The organism is Ruegeria sp. BHSC029 (assembly GCF_059613085.1).
Map to the genome: position 1 here is coordinate 1 of NZ_JBXWRU010000012.1, position 19,355 is coordinate 19,355.

A 19,355-nucleotide genomic window follows, 5' to 3' on the forward strand; every position below is an offset into this window, starting at 1 on the left:
CCGAGAACCGTTTCCGCATCCTCGTGGTATGGCTCGTTGATCTGATGATCTGTCGTCTGCCTCAGAGATGAGCGACTCCGAGTAGAGGTGCCGAAGTTGAGTCTCTGAAACGCCATCCGCTTCCATAATCAATTGCACCATGGGATCGGCCAAAAGTTGGTCGAGCAAGAACTGCGACAACTGCTTTGAAGACAATTTATCCTTTGCGCGGGCTCTCTCCAAATCAGTAAGAGAAACGGTCAAGGTACGCGCCAGACCGGGGTGAGATTTCCGTGGATGCAGAAAGATTAGCACTGATGCTTTCCAGGCTTCTGGATCCAAATAATCTGGTGGTGCGGAAAGCTCAGTTTCTATGTCGTATTCGCCCGCCGGGAGTAATTCGTCAAAGCCAGGGAAAGTAAACGGCCTGGAAAAGACTGCGATTGTCTTGCTGATTAGTTGGTTCATTTGGGTAGTTCTCCTTTGCTGATACCGCTCGCTCGGAGATGTAAACAAGAACAAGCCACCCGCTCCCGGCAGGGTATTATCAGTTTTGAGGTTTAGGCTTTGATTTTTCGGGGACGGCGTCCTGCCCTTTCGACGTCACTTCTTTTTTAACGCGTCCGCATCGTTTTCCTTCAGTGCGGCAGCCGCTCTGGTCGTAAGGTCTTTGAAAGACATCATTTTGATCCTTTGATTGTCCGCAACACTCACGAGCCCAGATAGGGAGTGAAAAGTGAATGCGGGTACCACCAATATAGGTATTGGTGGCCCAATTTACTACGTAAAGCCGTAGAATAAGACGGGTGGATGAAGCAGAACCGAGGCGGCGGCAACGCTCTCAATAAACCCGACGTGCGTAGCGAGGCTGCGGAAGCGCTGCGCGCTCTGATCGACAAGGTGGTGCTGACACCGTCTGAAGATGGATATGACATTGATCTGCATGGAGATCTTGCCGGCATTCTCGCCTTAGCGTCTGGCAAAAAAGCAAAAACCGCCCAAGCCGACATGGCTGAGGCGGTTTCGCAAGTATCGCTGGTTGCGGGAGAGCGCAACCGCCGTTGTCGAACGCAGTTAAAATGCATGATTAAAGCGTAATCCTTTTGAAAGCAGACGTTCCTATCAAAACACTTGTATGACCGCATTGAGCCCGAAGTGCATGATGCTGCGTTCGGCTCGGGTGGCAGCGACCCGTAGCTTTCTGACTTTGCGAGGCGAAGGCGGTTGGGCATTACGGATCGGCGCGACCGGCCCGATAGCGGCCATTCGACGGTCTAGAGCGGACGGGGATTAGCGCTCAAGGTCGGCCCCGAACTAGTCAGAACCTGCCGGGATACATACTCATCATACTTTGGACATCGGCATCGCTGGAGAAGGCGTCCGGGTTGCGGGAAAGAACCTCCCAGATGAATTCCCGCCGGGCCCGGGCGTCATCGGGCTGCGTTTCCTCAGGGCGGGGGCGCGGGGCGAAGTGGAATACACGCTGGATGAAGCCAAGAGCCTTTTGAAGCGGCGGGACTGTGCCGGCGCTGGTCATGAATGCGTTCATCTCTCGGGCCTTTCCTGCTGCTGTGAAGGTGCTCCCACTGTAGCGGCTGCACGATTTTCCCGGTATCGGCTGCGGCGATGTGCTATTCTACAAAAATGAAGAGCGTACTCCGGAGCTGGTCAGAAATCAGGGTCTTTCTTGCCGTCGTGCGCGCGGGGTCCACCTTGGCTGCCTCGCGCCAGCTCGGCATGGCCCAGCCAACCGTTGCGCGCCGCATTGAGGCGCTTGAGCATGAGCTAGGCGTAACCCTGTTCGAGCGGGACACGCGCGGCTTCCGGCCGACCGAAACAGCACGAGCGATCCTGCGGAACGCGGAAGAAATCGAAGCGGCGGCAACCTGCCTGGCCCAGACGGTTGAAACGCTGCGCAGCACCAGGCCGATCCGGATCACGGCCTATTCCGGCAACTTCTCGCCCCGGATCGCAACGATCTTCAACGAGTTCTCTTTGCTCCGCCCCGATGTCAGCTTCGAATTCCTGCCCAGCGTCGAAGTCCTGGATTTATCGGCTGGCGAAGCGGACATAGCACTGCGCGTGACAAGAAGCCCTCCCCATCCGGACCTCATCTGCCGCAAGATAAGCACCGCGCGTTACGCGCTTTTCGGATCCCATTCATACGCCGAAAAACACGGGTTGCCGACCTCGGTAGAAGACTTGTTCAACCATACGTTTGTCAGCTTCCTACGTGAAGGTGTGCCGTCAGCCTTTCACGATTGGCTGATCCGCTATGCGGAACCTGATCAGATCAGGCAAACCTATTCCGAGCTGGACCTGATGCATGCCGCCATCCGGTCGGGTCATGGCCTTGGCATCATAAACGTGAAACTTGCCGAAAGCGATGACACGCTCATTCAATGCTTTGCGCCGCTCGAGGAGATGAACTCGGAGCATTTGAAGCTGATTGCGCCAGAGGCTTATAGTCGCCCCGAAGTAAAGGCCTTCGCGAAATTCTTCGCGCCCCGCTATGCTGCCATTTTCAGGTAGAAGCTTCCCGTGAAACCGGAATAGTGAATTGGGGCGGTTAATCACACCGATTGCGTTTTCACCCGCAAACCGACTGTCTTCGAATTGCGCCTCGAACGACCGCTCTCCGGCTAGCCTGCATACGCTCCCTCAAACGAAAATTCCCGTTGGTCACGTCCGCTTCCGGCTAACTGCGATTATAAACTCAACCGAGGCAGACGACCGCTCGGTCCGCAAAATAGACGTTCAAGCAAGTTGCAGCAAACGACCGTAATGCGGACTTTGCAGCCATCCGCATTCTTGCTCTAAAGGACCACAACAGCCCGAAGCGGACCTTCGCAACCAAGCTTTGCTAACTCCGAAATACACAACGAAACGGCCAGTTGCAGAGGTTGTATCGGCGGTGGCAACCAACCATTCATGTCGTCGACTAACCTGTTCAACGTCGCACTACAACTTCTCCGAACTGATCCCACGAGGACCTAATCTTCGAAGCGTTCATTTGGCTCGACCACATTTACTTGCTTCGGAACTTGGTCGGTGTCATTCCGGTCTGACCTCGGAAAAAGCGAGTGAAATGGGACTTGTCAGAATAGCCGAGCATCAGTCCGATCTCTGCAATTGTCATCTGGTTTTGTTTGAGGTGCTCCTTGGCGACATCGATACGCAGCCGTTTGATTTCGCGCGGTAGCGTTGTGCCTTGTTTTTGAAGCGCTTTCAGAAACCGTTCCGGTTGTATTCCCAGCATTTCAGCCACCATCTCTGGTCCCAAATCGGTTTCATCCAGTTTGTCGCGTAAGACAGATCGCAAAGCTGCCACCACGGTTACTTCTTCATCTTGTCGAAGTGATGCTATGGGCTTGGCAGAACCCTCAGAGACGTGGTGCAAAAACAACCATTCCACAGGAAAACTAATTTGCATTCCGGGATCAGTCCCAAGGCCAACCTCGATCCCTTTGTAGTCGATAGGCAGCCCATTGATGTATCTGCTTTCCCATCGCACACGGGAAGAGTCCCAGGACTCTCCGACGACGGTCTGCAATAGGCGTACATAGATTGCGGCACCAAAACCGGTCACCTGAATGGGTGGGACGGTTGGTTCCTGTTGCCTCTCGATACGATAAGTCGCTTTGTCTGCTTCAATGACAAGGCTGTGCCGCACAGAATTGGACTCCTGCGGCACGAGCTGAACAAAGCGGGTAAAAAACTCGAACAGCGTTTTTGTAGATTGCAAGGCTTGAGCGAAGGGCGGCCATCCTTGTAGGTCAAACGCTTCCCCTACATTCAGTCCTAGGTATCGATCCCCTGATACTTCTGAGAAAGCATTTACCAAGCCGTAAACCAACTCGGAGTGAACGAACACGGATGGGTTAGTCATCAGTTCAGCTTTCAAGCCGACCTGATCCAATGCTGGTTGCGGATTGATCTTACGTTCGGTGAGATATTGCAGAAAGGGAGCGGCTAAAGAGAGGCGAACAAAGCCCTCGCTATGCTCTCGGGAGGTGGAGTTGAAAGGCAAGCTCATAACCCTTGTTGGATTAGCTTTAAGAAGTGGCCATTTTTGCAGTCACATTCGTACATCCTAATTCAAAAGGGGCAACCGAGCCAATGAATTCCAGACTATAGTTGGCAAAACATGAATATGAAGGGAGTACTTATGTCCGGCTTACGAATGTCTCTTTGCTCGACGGCAATTGTCGCGGCAGTTCTTTCTTTTTCGGCGACCGCGCAGGCTCAGGATCAAGAAGAACCCCAAACGCTGTTTACCAACGTGCATGTCTTCGACGGTGTGAATGAACAGCGGATCGAAAATGCAAGCGTTCTGGTTGAGGGCAACCTTATCAAGGTCGTCTCAACTGATGCGATCGATGCCCCCAATGCGGAGGTGATCGATGGCGGCGGTAGGACACTCACACCGGGCTTCATTGAGCTTCACGCACACCTCATGCTCATGGGACCGTCTATCGCTTCCATGGAAACGAACTCGACCTGGGAGGATTTTGGCATCCATGGAACCAGGATGGCCGAGATGTACCTGATGCAAGGATTTACGACTGTAAGAGATGCTGGCGGCGCCAACGGCGGTCTGCGGAGGGCCATCGACGCCGGACAGATCGTCGGTCCACGTCACTATGCGTCAGGCGCGTTCCTCGGGACACGCGGCGGCCACGCTGACTTCGCATCCTTCACCTCGCCGCCGGGCGGACAGACCAACTTCGGTAATCTGAACATGGCGCAACAAGTCAGCGGTGTCGATGATGTCTACCTGTATGGTCGTAATAACATGCGCATGGGGGCGACACAGCTGAAATTCATGCAGTCGGGTGGGGTGATCTCGGCGTTTGACCCATGGCAGTTGCTCGCCGGCTCCAAGGAAGAAATCGAAGCTGCCGTTCAGGTTGCCAACGAATACGGCACCTATGTCATGGCGCATTCTTACCGCAAGGAAGCAATCATGAACGCCCTTGAGGCCGGTGTAATGTCCATTGAACACGGCTTCTCCTTCGATTGCGAGATTGCCGAGATTATGAACGAGAAAGGGGCTTACATAACGACTAACCTCACGGCTTTTGATCCGGGTTTGTTGGATATCCCATCGGTCAAGAACGAGCCCAAGAGCCTCGCGAAAGCGATATCGGCGTCCGCGACTTTCGCGAACTACATTCCGAATATGAAGGAATGCCCGGTAAAACGCGGATTTCAGACCGATTGCGTGGGATCAGTGGAAGCATGCAACATCCAGATTGCTTATGAAAAACATCTCAATAACGAGTTCTTCGGACCGTACCAGTCGATGGTGACGCTTACGTCAATCGGCGGTGAGGTCGTAGCATTGTCAGGCGATTTCTCGAACCCTTACACGGCTGGCAAGCTCGGTGTGATCGAGGAAGGCGCCTATGCGGATATCCTGCTGATCGACGGTAACCCGCTCGAAGATTTCTCGGTGGTTGGTACGGGTGATCAATGGTTTGGGGCCGACCCGAGGCCTGAAAGCCCGGAAACAATCCGCCTGATCATGAAGGACGGTGTGATCTACAAAAACACACTGGATTGACCAGAAAAAGCAGCCGGAGAGCATTCATGCGAAATTGGTTTTGCTCCGCAGTATTCGCAGGGTTGGTTTTGTGCGGTTATGATGCTGCGGCGACGCCTGGAACCGCGTTGGACTGGGCAGATCTGCCAGATCCGTCTGCGCAGGTCTTTGATGACCCCTATCGTGAACTCAGCCCCGAACAGTTCGACGATGTTCTTTTCGTTGTGCGTATACGCGGCAGGTTGCAGCAGGAGGTTGGCAGCGCCGAAGAACGGCAGAAATGGCAATTGCTTTTAGCAGAGACCGAAGACGCCTTGGTGTCAGACGGAATTGACGTCGACTGGTTACTCGATCAGCGCGAGGTTGTGACTGAACGTCGAAGAAAGGCTGGAACGAGCGGAAACCCGCAATTCGACGGCAGAACAATCACACTCGCGGGCTTTGCCATTCCTGCTCCAAGCGATCCGGACGGCCGGCCTGTGGCGTATTTGGTGCCAGAAAGAGGGATGTGCAGCCACATGCCTCCACCTCCGCCTAACCAGATGATCCGTGTGCGGTTGAACGGGGACTGGGCGCCTAGCTATTTCCACGAACCCGTTCGGCTGACAGGCACGCTGACTATCGATCCTTCCGTTCATAATATGATGGTTGTGGATGGCCTCATGCCTATGAATGCGACTTTCCAGCTAGAGGCGGAACGTGTCGAAACTCTGGAAACCGAGGCAGACAGGTTGGAATGGAAGCAGCGTGCTGCTGATCGCATCCGCGCGGCAGGAAATCGCAAGACCGGTGGGGCACAGGCGTCAAAATGATAAGACTTCTGGTTGCCGCATTGAGCATTGCATTTGCTGGCGCAGCGTCGGCTCAGGGACTATCCGGGCCATCTTCAGTCGAAGCCGATCTTGCGCCCGGAGACGGGCTCACCGATCCGCAATATCGTTCCGATTTTCCACGCAACATCGCACCGGGTTGGTTTCAGTGGAAAGACCGACTGGCTGAGGGTGGTTTTCGGTTCAACATTGACTACCTGGCATTCGGCCAAACCACGGATGCTGATCTGGGAACCGGCGAAGCAGCCAGCGGAATTGCGCGGTTCTACGGCAGTTGGCAGGCAACTGAACGGGGGTCTCTGACATTCAAGATCGAAGACAGGCACAGTTATACTGACGTTGCTCCGCAATTTCTCGGGCTGGATGGCGGAGCCCTTTCAATCACGGGAACAGCCTTCAATGACAACGGTTTGCTTCTGACCAATTTGTTCTGGACCCAAAGGGCTGAGAATGGGTCGTGGGCGCTGCAAGTCGGCCAGATTGATGTAACGGACTTTGTGGATATCTACGGGTTGGTAAGCCCCTACAGTGGTTTTCAAAACCTGTCTTTCAATACCAACCCGACAATCAACACGCCCAACCAAGGCCTTGGTATTGCCGGTGGGGTAAAGCTGAGCGAGAACCTCTACGCCGTTGCCAGCGTATCAGACGCAAACGCCGACCCGTCCGATCCAAACTTTGATGTGTTTAGCGACGGCAATCTCTTCAAGTCGCTCGAACTTGGGTACACGTCCGGCTTTGATCGCATCTACTTCGACAATATCCATCTGACCCTCTGGCATGCGGATGCGGCTGACGATGGCAGTCGAGCAGAAGATTACGGCGCAGCGTTTTCCGCCGCATGGTTTGTTGACAATAAATGGATGCCGTTCTTCCGTGCAGGGGCCTCGAAAGGGACCGCAGCGCTTTATGAACGGTCGATTTCTGCCGGTCTCGGTTACTATGGTCGCAACACCGATTTGGCCGGCCTGGGCCTAAACTGGGCCGAAGCAAGAGGCATAGATGGCGATCAGTTCACGCTTGAAGCTTTCTACCGTTTTTCAATCTCACCCGGATTGCAGATCACGCCATCGGTACAATTCATTTCCGACCCGCTTCTAAATCCCGATCAGGACCGGATTACCCTGTTCGGTCTAAGAACCCGGATCGTTTTCTAATGCGGGGTGAAGGCAGTCACTAAGCGGTGTGCCAAAGGGCAACTAAAAGAGATCAAGCGCGTGCCGGAATTTTCAACGCCAGTCGAATGAAGTTGGGAAGCAAAGGAACAATCTATGAAGATCGCATACGGAATTCTCGCAGCCTTAGCAGTTGTGTTTTTCATCCTTGGAGGTAGCGATGCCCATGCCAAAGACAACAAGGGTAAAAAGCCGAACAAGGGGGGCAAGAACGGTGATGTCAGCATTCAGATAGAAGACAAACCCGGCAAAGGCCCAAAAGCTGTACCACCTGGACAGATCAAGCGCTACACGCGCGGTGCCAAGCTCCCATCTGACCTGGAGTTCGAGGATATTGGGGACCTTTCCAAATGGAAGCTTGGGGAGCCGGGCAAAGGAAACCGCTACATTCTGGTCGATGACGAAGTCCTCGAAGTTACGAATGACCTGTCTACCGTGGTCGATGCCGTCGGCATCGTCGGTGATCTTCTAAATTAGGCGAAAGTACGATGTTTCAGGGCAAGAACTACCTCGTTTGCCCTGACGCTGGCCGGGGCGATCATTTGTGAACCCCGGCCCAAGTTCAAAACCCGGATCCGAGGCGCTACGATGATAAAGGCCCTTCTTGTTCTTTTTGCGCTTGCTACCTTTTCGTCAGCACGCGCCCTACTCGCTCAGGAAAACGGTGCAACTGAAGTCCCGCAAACAATACGCTTTGAGGGCTATGTATAGCCCAGTCGCGAAGCAGAACTGTCGCCTTTGGTGGACAATGTGGTCAACCGGACTTTGCAAAGTCTGCTTTCTGCGCATTGCTGTCATTGGGGCATAGAGCAGCATCGGTCAAAGTGGGCTCGATGCGGTCGCTCAGCCAAATTCATTGAACGACTGCATTGCGGACAAAGCTGCCGCGGCTCATCTGTCCACCAAGGACAGCAAGCTACTCAAAGCTGACAACGCTTTCCGACGTTTCACAGAACTCGAAAGATTGACACTTCACATCCCTTGGATATTTGCGAGTCGCGCAGGATAGGCACCGCCGTCTCAAGTTCGTCATTGCCAGCTTGAAAAGACTTCTCGGGCCAATTCGCTTTCGGGCCTGAGATTTTCAATTCCTTCATAAGGGACACCCTTGCCGAGCGGTTTGTGAGGGTGCTTCACGATGGTTTTCTGATGGCGCTTTACCATGTCTTGGAAAGACGCCCCGGACCACAGTGAATACCCGACAAGCGGATGTTCTTCACGGGGATCGCGATAGACATTGAAGACAGGGGCCGCCGCGCCTGGCTGACCGGGGGCTGGCAGATGCATCTTGAACTCTTGCTTCACCACCGAACGCAATACTGGCCCTTCGTACACATAGACGTAATCGCGGCGCGAATTGCCTTCTCCCTCGAGCAACAATGCCGTCTGATCGATTCCATCAATTACCCGGTCGCGTGGAATGTGGTCTGTCGCGCCTGCGATCCGGGCAAATGTAGAAAACAAATCCGAGACATGAACGATGTCACCTGCCGCACTGCCCGCTTCGATTGCACCGGGCCACCGGATGAACGCATCAGTTCTCACACCGCCTTCAAGGTGCTGTGTCTTTCCGCCGCGATAGATCAGTTGGTTCAGGCCGGAGGTCCCCTCATAATGATACATCAAGCCATTGTCAGCCATGATCATGACGACGGTATTATCCGCCTTGCCGGTTTCATCCAGCTTGGCCAAAACCTCGCCGATCCAACCGTCCAGAACCTGCAATTTGTCCGCATGGAAGCCGCCGTTGCGGGATACGGCCTGATCAGGATAAGCAAAGTTCAGCGGATAGAGTGGCCAGTATTGCATAAAGAATGGCGCGTCCTGCGAAGCCAGCCGCTCCAGCTGCTCCAATGCTTGACGCTGATAGCGCAAGTTCATTTCCTCGTATTTCGCCTGGGTCCATTCTTCGCCGGGCTCCATTTCGACTTCGCGAGCCAGACCACCCGCTTCACCTTCTACGCCGGTCACAAGGCCATAGGGTTTGAACCGCTCGTCCAATTGAAACTGGTTGGACTGCCCTGACCAATGGTAACCAAGCATATTGTTGGCGACCATCGCATCACGTGTCATCAAGCTCAGCTGAACCTGCTGATGCAAGGGAAAAGCCGCCCAGTCGAAGCCCTGATTGTGCGGATAGGCCTGTTCAATATCGCCTTGGTGCCATTTCCCGACGTGCGCGGTGTTGTACCCTACTTCCTTGAGGATTTCGGCGATGGTGACCTCCTCGGACCCAAGACCTTCGCCGACCAGGGCGACCTTGACCTCTTCCACGCCCGCGCGCACCGGATGTCGACCGGTCAACATCGCCGTTCGAGTCGGTGTGCAGGATGGCTCCGTGTACATTCGCATCAAAGACATGCCTTCTGTGGCAAAGTCATTGATGTTGGGCGTATCGAAACCGGTGACATAGTTCATCGTCCGGTTGCCCATTTGACCGAAACTCACATCGTCAATCAGAATGTAGAGGATGTTGGGTGGTTGTCCTCCATTCGCGTCACGGATCTCGGCAAGCTTAACTTCTATCTCCGCATCCTGAGCATCCCATTGCTCGCCAAACTGCGCGCGGAGAAACTCGAACTCGCCGTCGTGTATGATAGGCGCTTCTTGGGCAAAACCCGCGCCAGCAATCAGCACCATGGCTGTGGCATGTTTCAATATTGATCTCATCGGTTTCCCTTCCCCTATTTGAATTATATCTTCCCTGCACGCCGCAGCGATTCAGCAATTTCATCCCGAAGACCATCCAAAGACTCGCGGATGTCGCGGGCAATCGGGTACGACCGACTTCCCGGCTCAGTGTTCACGGAGAGGTACTCGTCACTTAGAAGCTGATAGTCTCGGCAGATTTCATCGAAAACGGTGTCCGCCCGCCTTAGGTCCACAATCGCGGCCTGATGGTTCGGAAACAGGATATCAAGGGCGATGCCTTTCATTTCGGAGCTCGTACAATGGATCAGCTGGTTTAGGGGAGTGTTGGACGAATTCACTGTTAACAATAGGTATATCGGGGCATAATACGGTGTAATCAGATGCGTAACTTACTGAAAATATGGGTTTAACCAAAGACACATCTTCTCCACTGAATGAGAGCGGGTCGCCTGCTGCAAAAGATGTTCGGGCGGCACTTCAGCGGCTTATCAGGTCTTCGACTTTCGCGGGTTCGCAGCGCTTGCAGGACTTTCTGGTGTATGTGGTTGAAGAGTCGCTCAATGGTCGGGCCGATGATATTCGTGCCAAGACCATCGCAATGGATGTTTATGGTGGGACCCTGTCAGAGATGTCGCGCCGTGAAAACGTGGTTCGGGTCGATGCTGGTCGCCTGCGCCGAAAGCTTGCTGAGTATTACGCTGCCGACGGGCAGGACGAGAAAACGGTGTTTGAACTGCCAAAGGGTGGTTACGCACCTCGGATTTTGAAAAGCTGCTCCGAAACGGCACAGCCCAGATTCTCAGAGCTGGAAACCAGTGCGCGCGCATGGGCTCGGCCAAGTGTTAGGATTGTCGGGATTATCATTTTAGGCTGTGTTGCGATTGTTTTTTGGATGAGCTCGACAAAGCAGGATCTTCCGACTGATTTATCCGTAGATGGCCTGAGCCGTGACGAGCGCAGCGCAATTTTTAACGCATCCCCAATGCGTCTACAGGCTGTAAATCTGGCCAATACTGGTCGGGACCTGATCTTTCCGGCTTTAGAACCTGCGCGTCTTGAAGCGGCCCTGACCATATTCAAGGGGGCAATTGAAAACGACGACAGCTATTTCGGCGGCTATGCAGGCGCTGCACAAGTCGCCGCCACAATTGCAGTGCTGACATCCGACGTCGACCTCGCTTGGGACATGTTGAACTACGCTGACACTCAGGCCAAAAGGGCCATCGAATTGGCTCCGGAAACTGGGTGGAGCCAATCCGCAATGGCCTGGGTCAAATTTGCCAAGGGAAACTGGATTGACGCCATTGAATTTGCACAACGAGCACAGCGTTTGGCACCACACGACGTCCATGTGCTGGAGTTCGTGTCGCTGGTCCTGCTATATTCCGGTTCATTTGAACAAGTCGTAGCGATTAGCGAGGACGCACTCTCAAAAATTGAGCTAGAACGGGCTTATGTGTTTCAGAACGCAATGGGGTCTGCAAAATTCCATCTGAAGGACTATGAAGGTGCTGTGTCAGCCTTTGAACGAGTAACGGAAAAAGGTGGCCCTGTCGGACCTGTCTCTGTTGCTTACCTAATGGCGTCACATCAGATGTTGGGGAATAAGGCTCAAGCTCAGTCTCTATCAGAACAACTGTCACGCGAGTGGCCGGACAGCCGCGTGGATGCGCTGTTTGAGAAACTTTTTGCAAATCCGAAATACGGGCAAGACCTCGGTGACGCCATGAGACAAGCCAATTGGAAGCCACCAAGTTAGGAGTGTGATTTCGCATTGCGACCGCTTGAGTTTCTCTCAACGGCATTGAGACCGAATGCTCACCAATTGCACCATGTCTGCTTCATTCGAATTCCTGCCATTCGAACGTTACGCAGCGTTGGTCAAAATGGGCTCTAAGCAGGCGTTCGTAGAGTTTGGGCGAATAACTGCATTGCGGACGGAGCGGTCATTCAAAATTCGCCGGAACAGCGTCAATCGCTGGTACGACATGAAAAGCTCGACGGGTCCCGAGGGTCACCTTTGCCGACATAAATTGCGACTTGTGGATAGGCGCAAATAGGTCTGGCCCCAGCAGGCTGAGCCTTTTCGTCTAGCCAATAGGCCATGATCTCGTCTGGTGCCTCACCTGTCTCCGCCCAATTATCGATCTCAGAGAGGAAATTCACCCAAGAAGGACCAGGGCCACCAAAACAGTGCTCCACTCCGGGCATCATGAACAGTCGGACATCCTCGGCAGCACTTGGATCATGTGCAAGTAAGTCGTCATAGTAGCCGACCATCGCCAGCCCGGATTGTGCGTTATCAGACCAACCGGAGTACAACAGCATCTTCCCGCCACGTTCGCGATACATCGACAGATCGGGGTTTGTAGCATTTAAAGTTTCTGCAGCCGCTGACGCATCATTTTCGTATGTGCCGAAATCGAAGTTCTCATACGTCCAGTTGGGATCATGATAGACAAAGTTCTGCATGATCCCATTTCCGAAACTGAAGAATGCGCTGGGAGAAACCGGTTCTTCAAACCCACCCGATCCGACGCCTTCCTGGAAGCCGGCGTCGTCGTCCTGGTACTTCATTCCACCCGTCAACCAGCGGCTCCAACCACCCTCGGCGGTTTCCCCGCCGAATGGGAAACCGTAGTAGAGGCTTTCGCCTGCAGCATCTTTCGGACCGTCGTAGACCACCTTGAACGCGGCGACTTCCTTGGCGCTCAGGCAGCCCTCGAACTCGCCTGCTTCGCATTGCAGGCTTTCAACGTCGAATGTGCAGGTTCGCGGATCGTTGAGGATGCCATCCTCGAGCCCGTCCAACGCATCGCAGGCTGCCAGATAGGAAGTCTCTACCAGCGCTTGTGCTTCCGGCCCAACGACCGCCTGCTTCAAATCGTTCGGGTCGGGGTACATTGCCTGATTGATTTGGGTGGCCTGAACCGCGATACCGGTCCAGTCAACAGCATAGGCGCCTGCAGCGACCGCGTCGAAATCTTCGGGATAACGCAGCGCAGACATTATTGCTTGCCCGCCACCGCGAGAGCACCCGGTGAAGTAGCTGCGAGAAATCTTCTGCCCGTAGTATGCGTCCGTAAGGGCCTTGGCCGTGACCGCGGTCCGATGCACCGCCAGATGTCCAAAATTGACCAAGGCCTCCAGATCGTTAAGAGCCCAGCTGGCATCTGCGGGATGTCCCTGATGTCCGGTATCGGTGCCGACCGTCGCGTACCCAGATTGAAGCGCTCCGTACAGAAGCGCTGTATTCATCACTGATCCGACAAAACCGCCCCCGCCACCCATGACGAATTTGCCATTCCAGCCGTCTGGTAGAAGAAGCTCAAAATGTATCCTGCCGCCGATCACGCCGGTGACCGAGCAATGCGCGGCCGGGTCCTCCGAGGGCTGCACGACGAGATAGTCGACATCCGGAAGCGGAATGAGCGCGTCCAAGTTACAGGCCGGTTGGCCCCAAGCGGCTACAGGGGCGTGCAACGCAAAACCTGCCATGACGATTTTTGCAAAAGCTTTTAACATGCCTTCCCCTTCTTCTTGGATTTGCCATTGGGATAGTAACCTCAAATGGCAATCGTAAACATGGGGCTGTGACATAAGCTATACTGAGCTCGTGTCGCCGTCTGTGGTACGTATTCTGAAAGTCCACGAGGGGCTCTAAGCAGTCGCTCGGTGGACTGCAAACGAATGGCCGCTTTTTGTGAGAAACAACTATTACTAAGACTTTGAAAAATCCGCCATAGTACTTTCGATCTCACGGCAACCATAATTTCTGTAAAAAGTAAGCAAAAGGTAAACAAAACAATAGGTTGATATAACTAAACGCGTCAGATAAACTGAAAGAACTATCAACCTACCAGCCGTGATGGCTGGGCCGCCAATATTGGGATTGGACAGGACGGCACTTCGTTCTCGACGCACTCGATGGCAATGATCCTGATCTCGTTTGAGGTCAGTGTTTTGTCGTCTGGAGTGCGCTCCGAAGCCAGAACATCGCGATCATTGTCTCGAGCGGTTCCTTTATAAGGAACGTATCGATGACGTGTTCGTCTTCTGATCCCAAGGGCAACCCGCCCAATTTCACTATTCCTGAACCCCTGATCAACCTTGTGCGGCTGTTGGCACGCGAGGCTGCGCGTTCGGATTTCGCAACCCGTTGCAACGGTGAAGACCCAGAGGTGGATCATGGTTGATCTGCCGATCACAGAGGATGCCGCCTATCTCAGCGTGCGCGATGTCGCTGCGCTGTTCCGCATCAGCACCAAGACCGTTCGTCGCTGGATCAAATCCGGCGAACTGCCTGCGACACGGTTAGGCCGCGATTGGCGCATTGCGCGCAGCGACCTGCACGCCCTTGCCCAGCAACGCGGCAATCAGGCAGCAGCCCATGTTCTCTAAGGCCTTCACAAAAATCGGCTTTTCCGGCGTTCGGGAAAACGGGGTCATGGATTTCGGATATAAATTCATACCCTTGTTTTCCCGAATGTCCGCAAGAGGGCCGCCATGGGTCTGCCTGTCCTCGTTTGTCCCCTTTTGTCCCCAATTTCAAAACCGAAGAGGTTTATCATGACACACCACCAAGAGATCCAGCTACCAACAACGCTGGCCGAGGTTCTGGACGTCCTGACGTCCAATCCTGACCCCAACAAGAAACGTCAACAGTCCAAGCTGTCCGCGATCTCGCGCATCAGTACATACATGAACCGCCCTCCGTCGGATATTCCGACAGACATCCCGCAACTGCGCAAACTGCTGGCATCGTTGCATCCCGCCGCCTGCGGGGTGAAGCCCAACACCCTCAGCACCACCAAAAGCGATCTGGCCAGTGCCTTGCGTGCGGTCGGGGTGTTGCAAGATTTTGAAGCCAAATCTGAACTGACCCCGGAGTGGGGCGCGTTTTTGACGACCGTGCAATCCACCCATCAGGTTTGGGGCTTGATGCGGTTTGCACGCTATTGCAGTGCCCGGTCGATCTCGCCCAAGGACATTGGTGGCGAAGTGGTTCAGGCGTTTCGGACAACCCTCGACGCTGTGCTGCTGAAGAACGAACCGGCCAGGTACATCCAGTCCATGATCGACACATGGAACCACGTGATTGACAAACACGGTCTCGATCTTCCCCAGCTGAACCGCTTGTCGTCGGGCCGCTATGTGGCCCGCCCGCTGACGGACTACCCGGAAAGTCTGCAAGCAGAGATCAAAGCTTATGTCGACCGCTTGGCGCAACGTGATCTGTTCAGCGATGACGGGCCCGACAAACCGCTGCGCGAGACCAGCCTGCGCAACACCGAAGCCCATCTGCGGCAGATGCTCGACGCGCTGGTAACCTCCGGGCAAAGCCCGGAGAAGTTCACCAGCCTGTCTGTGCTGATTACGGCGTGCAATCTCAAAACAGCCATCCTGAAGATCATAGATCGGCGTGGGAGCGACGGTCTGCCGTCCGGGCTGAGTAATGTTGCAGCAACCTGCATCGCCATTGCACGGCATCACCTGAACGCGGAGGAAGCCACCCTCAAGGCGCTTAAAGGCATTCACAAACGGGTCGCTGCAAATCCGCGCGGTATGAGCCCCAAGAACGCAGAACGCCTTGCGCAGTTCAATGATTGGGAGAACGTAGCCTTGTTGTTGAGCCTGCCGGACACGCTGATGGCACGGGCGGACGACAATCCGACCCGGCGCGACAGCGCTCTGGCGGCGATGCATGCAGCGGCACTGACGATCCTCCTGAGCTGTCCCATGCGCATCAAAAACCTCGCGAACCTGGATTTGGACAAACATTTGATCTCTGCCCGCTCGGGGACGCTCACCTATTATTCTATCCGTATCGAAGGGATCGAAGTTAAGAATGGGGAGCCGATTGTGGTCAAACTGAACGCCCGCAGTTCCAAACTTCTGCACCGCTATATCATGCAATTCCGGCCGCAGGTGTCGCAAGCGGGTGGACGCGCTCTGTTCCCGCGCAGCAGCGATGGCAAGCCTCGTACCCCCAGCAATTTTGGTAGTGAACTTACCCAGCGGGTCTATCGAGAGACCGGCCTGAAGGTTAACCCGCATCTGTTCCGCCACATCGCAGCCAAGCTATACCTCAAAGAACGCCCCGGTGACTTCGAGACCGTGCGGCGTCTGCTCAAACACAAACGACAACAGACCACGATGGATTTCTATGCGTCGCTTAGCAACCAATGGGCGCATGATCACTACGACGATGTGGTTCTGTCCAAGTGGAAAGGTAAGATCGATGACTAACGCCATTCCTCTTGTTCTTCTCTATCAAAACTGGCCCCAGGCGGATAAAACCGCCTGGGGGGCCCTGTTCGCGGAAGGTGACATCTTTGACGGTACAGGCCCCTGTGCGAGCTGGTCCGAAGGCAGCCGCAAGAAGCGGTGCCAGAGCTACGGATACTGGCTGTCATGGATGATGCGCCATCAGCCTGTCCTTTTGGATCAACCGCCGACAGATCGCATTACCAAAGATGCTGTGCGGGGATATCTGGAAGAAGCGGAAGCGCGCGTAGGCCTCATGACCCGCAAGAACATGAGCTGTGATCTGTATGTGCTTGCAAGGGCCATGCACCCGGCAGGAGACTGGGACTGGTTGAACAAACTGTCCAACCGCCTGGTACATCTAGCGGACCGCAAAAGCCTGCCGAAGCCAGTCGCCATCTCAGCGGCAGACATTCTTAACAAAAGTTTGCAGCGGCTCGAAGATGTGGAGTATGATCCGTCTCTCACTGACATCAAGCGTGCAATCCATTTCCGCGCAGGCCTGATGATCGCTTTTCTGATCTCGCGGCCCATACGTCGTCGCACGTTGCTGGCGTTGACGACGGATCAACATTTCCGCAAAACTTCCGAAGGGTTCGAAGTGCATCTTTCGACGGAAGACACCAAAGACAAGAAAGCCCGCTGGTTTCCTCTGCCCAAGTTTCTGGTGCAGCCGATGAAGTCTTATTTGGATGTCCATCGCCCGATCCTGCTTGGACCCAAGACATCCAATGCGCTGTGGATCAGCCAATATGGAGACCCGATTACCCCCGATGGCCTGTCTCGTGAGTTGCCGAAAGTGGCGCAACGCATGCTGGGCGTTGAGTTGCGCACACACAAGTTTAGGCACATTGCGGCGACCAGCATCGCCGAGACGGACCCGGAACATGTCAACATTATCCGGGATATCCTCGGGCATGCCACGTTGGACATGTCCCAGAAGCACTACAATCGTGCCACCGGACTGTCTGCCTGTGACGACTACCAATCTCTCTTGCAGGCAAAGATGAAGACATTGGGTCGCAAACGGTAGGCTTTCGCTCCCACAAGTCGATCTTAGGTTCGCTCAAATACCTATGATCAAGGCATTTTTCATTGCAACGGGTTGCAATCGAAAGTGGAAGACACGGTCTAATCCATGCCTATAATGGGTTGGGCCAACAAGTTTCTCCGTCCGAAAGGCCCGACCCATGCGCGCCGCCATCTACGCCCGCTACTCCACTGATCTTCAAAGTGACGCCTCCATTGAGGACCAACATCGACTTTGCCTCCGGCTGATCACGAGTAACGGCTGGCAGGCAGCAGAGACTTATTCCGACCGGGGGCTGAGCGGAGCGTCGCATCTCCGCCCCGGCTACCAGCGATTGCTGGAAGACGCGCGGTCCAATGTGTTCGACGTCGTTGTGGCTGAGGGTCTTGACCGCATCAGCCGGGATCAGGAACATATCGCCGCCTTCTTCAAGCAGATGCGGTTTCAGGGCATCCCGATTGTCACCGTGGCAGAGGGAGAGATTTCCGAACTGCATATCGGCCTCAAGGGAACTATGAGCAGCCTGTTCTTGAAAGACCTGGCTCAAAAGACCCATCGCGGCCTTGAGGGACGTGTGCGCAAGGGAAAGTCAGCCGGTGGGATCACCTACGGCTATGACGTTGTGCGAGACATGGGCGCAGACGGGTCTGTCACCACAGGGGAACGGCGGATCAATGCAAGCCAAGCCCAGATCGTTCAACGTATTTTTCGGGATTACAGCCATGGGATGAGCCCGCGCAACATCGCCTCCAATCTGAACGAAGAAGGCATTCCCGGACCTCGGGGCACATGGGGCGCATCAACCATCTACGGCAACCACCAGCGTGGCACCGGTATCTTGAACAACGAACTTTATATCGGGCGGTTGGTTTGGAACCGGCAGCGTTTCGTCAAGGACCCGGACAGCGGCAAGCGGCAAGCCCGCCCAAACCCTCCTGAAGACTGGGTCATAGAAGACGTGCCCGAGTTACGGATTGTGTCCGATGACCTTTGGAACGCGGTGAAAGCGCGGCAAGAAAGGACGCGCAACGCCGCAATTAGTGATGGCATCAGGAAGCTTGGCCGCTCCAAGCGGGCACGGCATCTGTTTTCGGGTATGCTGACCTGTGGGTGTTGCGGCGGCGGTGTCATCCAAGTCGGAAAGCAGTATTACGGGTGCTCCACTCATAAGAATAAAGGCACCTGCGATAATCGGCTTACGATCAAACGCTCGGAATTGGAGGATCGTGTTCTGTCCGGCCTCAAGGAACAGTTGCTGCACCCTGATCTGATCGCGGAATTCACTAAAGCCTATCAAGAGGAATACAACCGTCTTGCCGGGTCCATTCAACAGGAACGGAGTAACGCGACACGTAATCTGGCGCAGATCGAGCGCAAGATCGCACATCTCATAGACGCCATCAGCGATGGCATGTTTCACGCCAGCATGAAGGATAAGCTGACAGCGTTGGAGGTTCGCAAATCGGAACTCGAAGCCTTGATCGCCTCCGCCTCTGATGAACCACCGGTTTTGCTGCATCCCGGATTGTCCGATGTGTATCGGGAACAAGTCGCCAATTTAACCACGGCATTGCGCGATCCCACTTCGCAAGCTGAGGCATCATCCATCATTCGCGGCCTGTTGTCAGAGATTCGATTGGTCCCGGAAGATGGGGAATATAGGATTGAACTTGTCGGTGAACTGGCAGGTTTGCTTGCGTTGGGTGTGTCCCAGAATGAACAAAGCCGCCCTCAGGCGGCTTGTTCGAGACTCTGTTCGACCCAAGTGGTTGCGGGAGCAGGATTTGAACCTGCGACCTTCAGGTTATGAGCCTGACGAGCTACCGGGCTGCTCCATCCCGCGACACTTTGGGTTGGTCTGTTGCCTATTTGGCTGA

The 19,355-nt window shown here is 54.5% G+C and carries 17 protein-coding genes and 1 tRNA gene; 11 read left to right on the forward strand and 7 right to left on the reverse strand.

Going from position 1 to position 19,355, the window contains the following annotated elements; translation table 11 throughout:
- Positions 1 to 447, reverse strand: a 447-nt coding sequence (locus tag AC2FML_RS18930) for a hypothetical protein (RefSeq protein WP_496784072.1), incomplete at its 3' end; no start/stop codon positions are given.
- Positions 448 to 789: 342 nt separating this feature from the next.
- On the opposite strand from AC2FML_RS18930, the gene AC2FML_RS18935 reads away from it, so the two are divergent.
- Positions 790 to 1,077 (forward strand): hypothetical protein, encoded by a 288-nt coding sequence (locus AC2FML_RS18935; RefSeq protein WP_496784073.1) that lies wholly within the window; start codon positions 790 to 792, stop codon positions 1,075 to 1,077.
- A 220-nt stretch (positions 1,078 to 1,297) separates the two neighbouring features.
- Here AC2FML_RS18935 and AC2FML_RS18940 read toward each other — a convergent pair whose 3' ends face one another.
- Entirely contained in the window at positions 1,298 to 1,528 is a 231-nt protein-coding gene (locus tag AC2FML_RS18940; protein WP_170442072.1) for a hypothetical protein, read from the reverse strand.
- 95 nt (positions 1,529 to 1,623) lie between these two features.
- Here AC2FML_RS18940 and AC2FML_RS18945 point away from each other — a divergent pair, with 95 nt between their 5' ends.
- Positions 1,624 to 2,511 carry a LysR family transcriptional regulator gene (locus AC2FML_RS18945; RefSeq protein WP_496784074.1) on the forward strand — a complete coding sequence of 296 codons (888 nt, stop codon included), beginning with the start codon at positions 1,624 to 1,626 and terminating at the stop codon, positions 2,509 to 2,511.
- Between the two features lie 496 nt (positions 2,512 to 3,007).
- On the opposite strand, the gene AC2FML_RS18950 is transcribed toward AC2FML_RS18945, so the two are convergent.
- A complete protein-coding gene (locus AC2FML_RS18950) occupies positions 3,008 to 4,015 on the reverse strand; it encodes an AraC family transcriptional regulator (RefSeq protein ID WP_496784075.1) in 1,008 nt (335 codons plus the stop codon).
- Between the two features lie 117 nt (positions 4,016 to 4,132).
- On the opposite strand from AC2FML_RS18950, the gene AC2FML_RS18955 reads away from it, so the two are divergent.
- From AC2FML_RS18955 to AC2FML_RS18970, 4 genes are all read left to right on the forward strand, one after another.
- A complete protein-coding gene (locus tag AC2FML_RS18955) occupies positions 4,133 to 5,545 on the forward strand; it encodes an amidohydrolase family protein (protein WP_254429908.1) in 1,413 nt (470 codons plus the stop codon).
- 26 nt (positions 5,546 to 5,571) lie between these two features.
- The gene (locus AC2FML_RS18960; RefSeq protein WP_170337125.1) at positions 5,572 to 6,336 is read left to right on the forward strand and encodes a DUF3299 domain-containing protein; all 765 of its coding nucleotides are present in this window, start codon (positions 5,572 to 5,574) and stop codon (positions 6,334 to 6,336) included.
- Complete coding sequence (locus AC2FML_RS18965; protein WP_496784076.1) at positions 6,333 to 7,511, forward strand: carbohydrate porin; 1,179 nt, start codon at positions 6,333 to 6,335, stop codon at positions 7,509 to 7,511. The genes AC2FML_RS18960 and AC2FML_RS18965 overlap by 4 nt, the downstream gene beginning before the upstream one ends.
- A gap of 114 nt (positions 7,512 to 7,625) precedes the next feature.
- Positions 7,626 to 8,006: a hypothetical protein gene (locus AC2FML_RS18970; protein WP_170337130.1), complete on the forward strand. Its 381-nt coding sequence runs from the start codon at positions 7,626 to 7,628 to the stop codon at positions 8,004 to 8,006.
- A gap of 552 nt (positions 8,007 to 8,558) precedes the next feature.
- Here the strand turns inward: AC2FML_RS18970 and AC2FML_RS18975 are convergent.
- Both AC2FML_RS18975 and AC2FML_RS18980 read right to left on the reverse strand, forming a co-directional pair.
- Positions 8,559 to 10,187, reverse strand: coding sequence for a sulfatase-like hydrolase/transferase (locus tag AC2FML_RS18975; RefSeq protein ID WP_245222650.1), 1,629 nt, complete (start codon positions 10,185 to 10,187; stop codon positions 8,559 to 8,561).
- Positions 10,188 to 10,222: 35 nt separating this feature from the next.
- Positions 10,223 to 10,465, reverse strand: coding sequence for a hypothetical protein (locus AC2FML_RS18980; RefSeq protein ID WP_170448978.1), 243 nt, complete (start codon positions 10,463 to 10,465; stop codon positions 10,223 to 10,225).
- A gap of 236 nt (positions 10,466 to 10,701) precedes the next feature.
- On the opposite strand from AC2FML_RS18980, the gene AC2FML_RS18985 reads away from it, so the two are divergent.
- Positions 10,702 to 11,940 (forward strand): tetratricopeptide repeat protein, encoded by a 1,239-nt coding sequence (locus AC2FML_RS18985; RefSeq protein ID WP_496784077.1) that lies wholly within the window; start codon positions 10,702 to 10,704, stop codon positions 11,938 to 11,940.
- Positions 11,941 to 12,152: 212 nt separating this feature from the next.
- On the opposite strand, the gene AC2FML_RS18990 is transcribed toward AC2FML_RS18985, so the two are convergent.
- Positions 12,153 to 13,706, reverse strand: a complete 1,554-nt coding sequence (locus tag AC2FML_RS18990) for a tannase/feruloyl esterase family alpha/beta hydrolase (protein WP_496784078.1) — start codon at positions 13,704 to 13,706, stop codon at positions 12,153 to 12,155.
- 663 nt (positions 13,707 to 14,369) lie between these two features.
- On the opposite strand from AC2FML_RS18990, the gene AC2FML_RS18995 reads away from it, so the two are divergent.
- The 4 genes from AC2FML_RS18995 (at position 14,370) to AC2FML_RS19010 (ending at position 19,288) form a co-directional block, all read left to right on the forward strand.
- Complete coding sequence (locus AC2FML_RS18995; protein WP_093965312.1) at positions 14,370 to 14,582, forward strand: helix-turn-helix domain-containing protein; 213 nt, start codon at positions 14,370 to 14,372, stop codon at positions 14,580 to 14,582.
- 168 nt (positions 14,583 to 14,750) lie between these two features.
- Positions 14,751 to 16,430 (forward strand): site-specific integrase, encoded by a 1,680-nt coding sequence (locus AC2FML_RS19000; protein ID WP_496784079.1) that lies wholly within the window; start codon positions 14,751 to 14,753, stop codon positions 16,428 to 16,430.
- A complete protein-coding gene (locus AC2FML_RS19005) occupies positions 16,423 to 17,481 on the forward strand; it encodes a tyrosine-type recombinase/integrase (RefSeq protein WP_496784080.1) in 1,059 nt (352 codons plus the stop codon). The genes AC2FML_RS19000 and AC2FML_RS19005 overlap by 8 nt, the downstream gene beginning before the upstream one ends.
- A 157-nt stretch (positions 17,482 to 17,638) precedes the next feature.
- Complete coding sequence (locus AC2FML_RS19010; protein ID WP_496784081.1) at positions 17,639 to 19,288, forward strand: recombinase family protein; 1,650 nt, start codon at positions 17,639 to 17,641, stop codon at positions 19,286 to 19,288.
- Here the strand turns inward: AC2FML_RS19010 and AC2FML_RS19015 are convergent.
- Positions 19,245 to 19,321: transfer RNA gene (locus AC2FML_RS19015), tRNA-Met, on the reverse strand. The two genes, AC2FML_RS19010 and AC2FML_RS19015, sit on opposite strands and share 44 nt — an antisense overlap.
- Between the last annotated feature and the right edge of the window lie 34 nt (positions 19,322 to 19,355).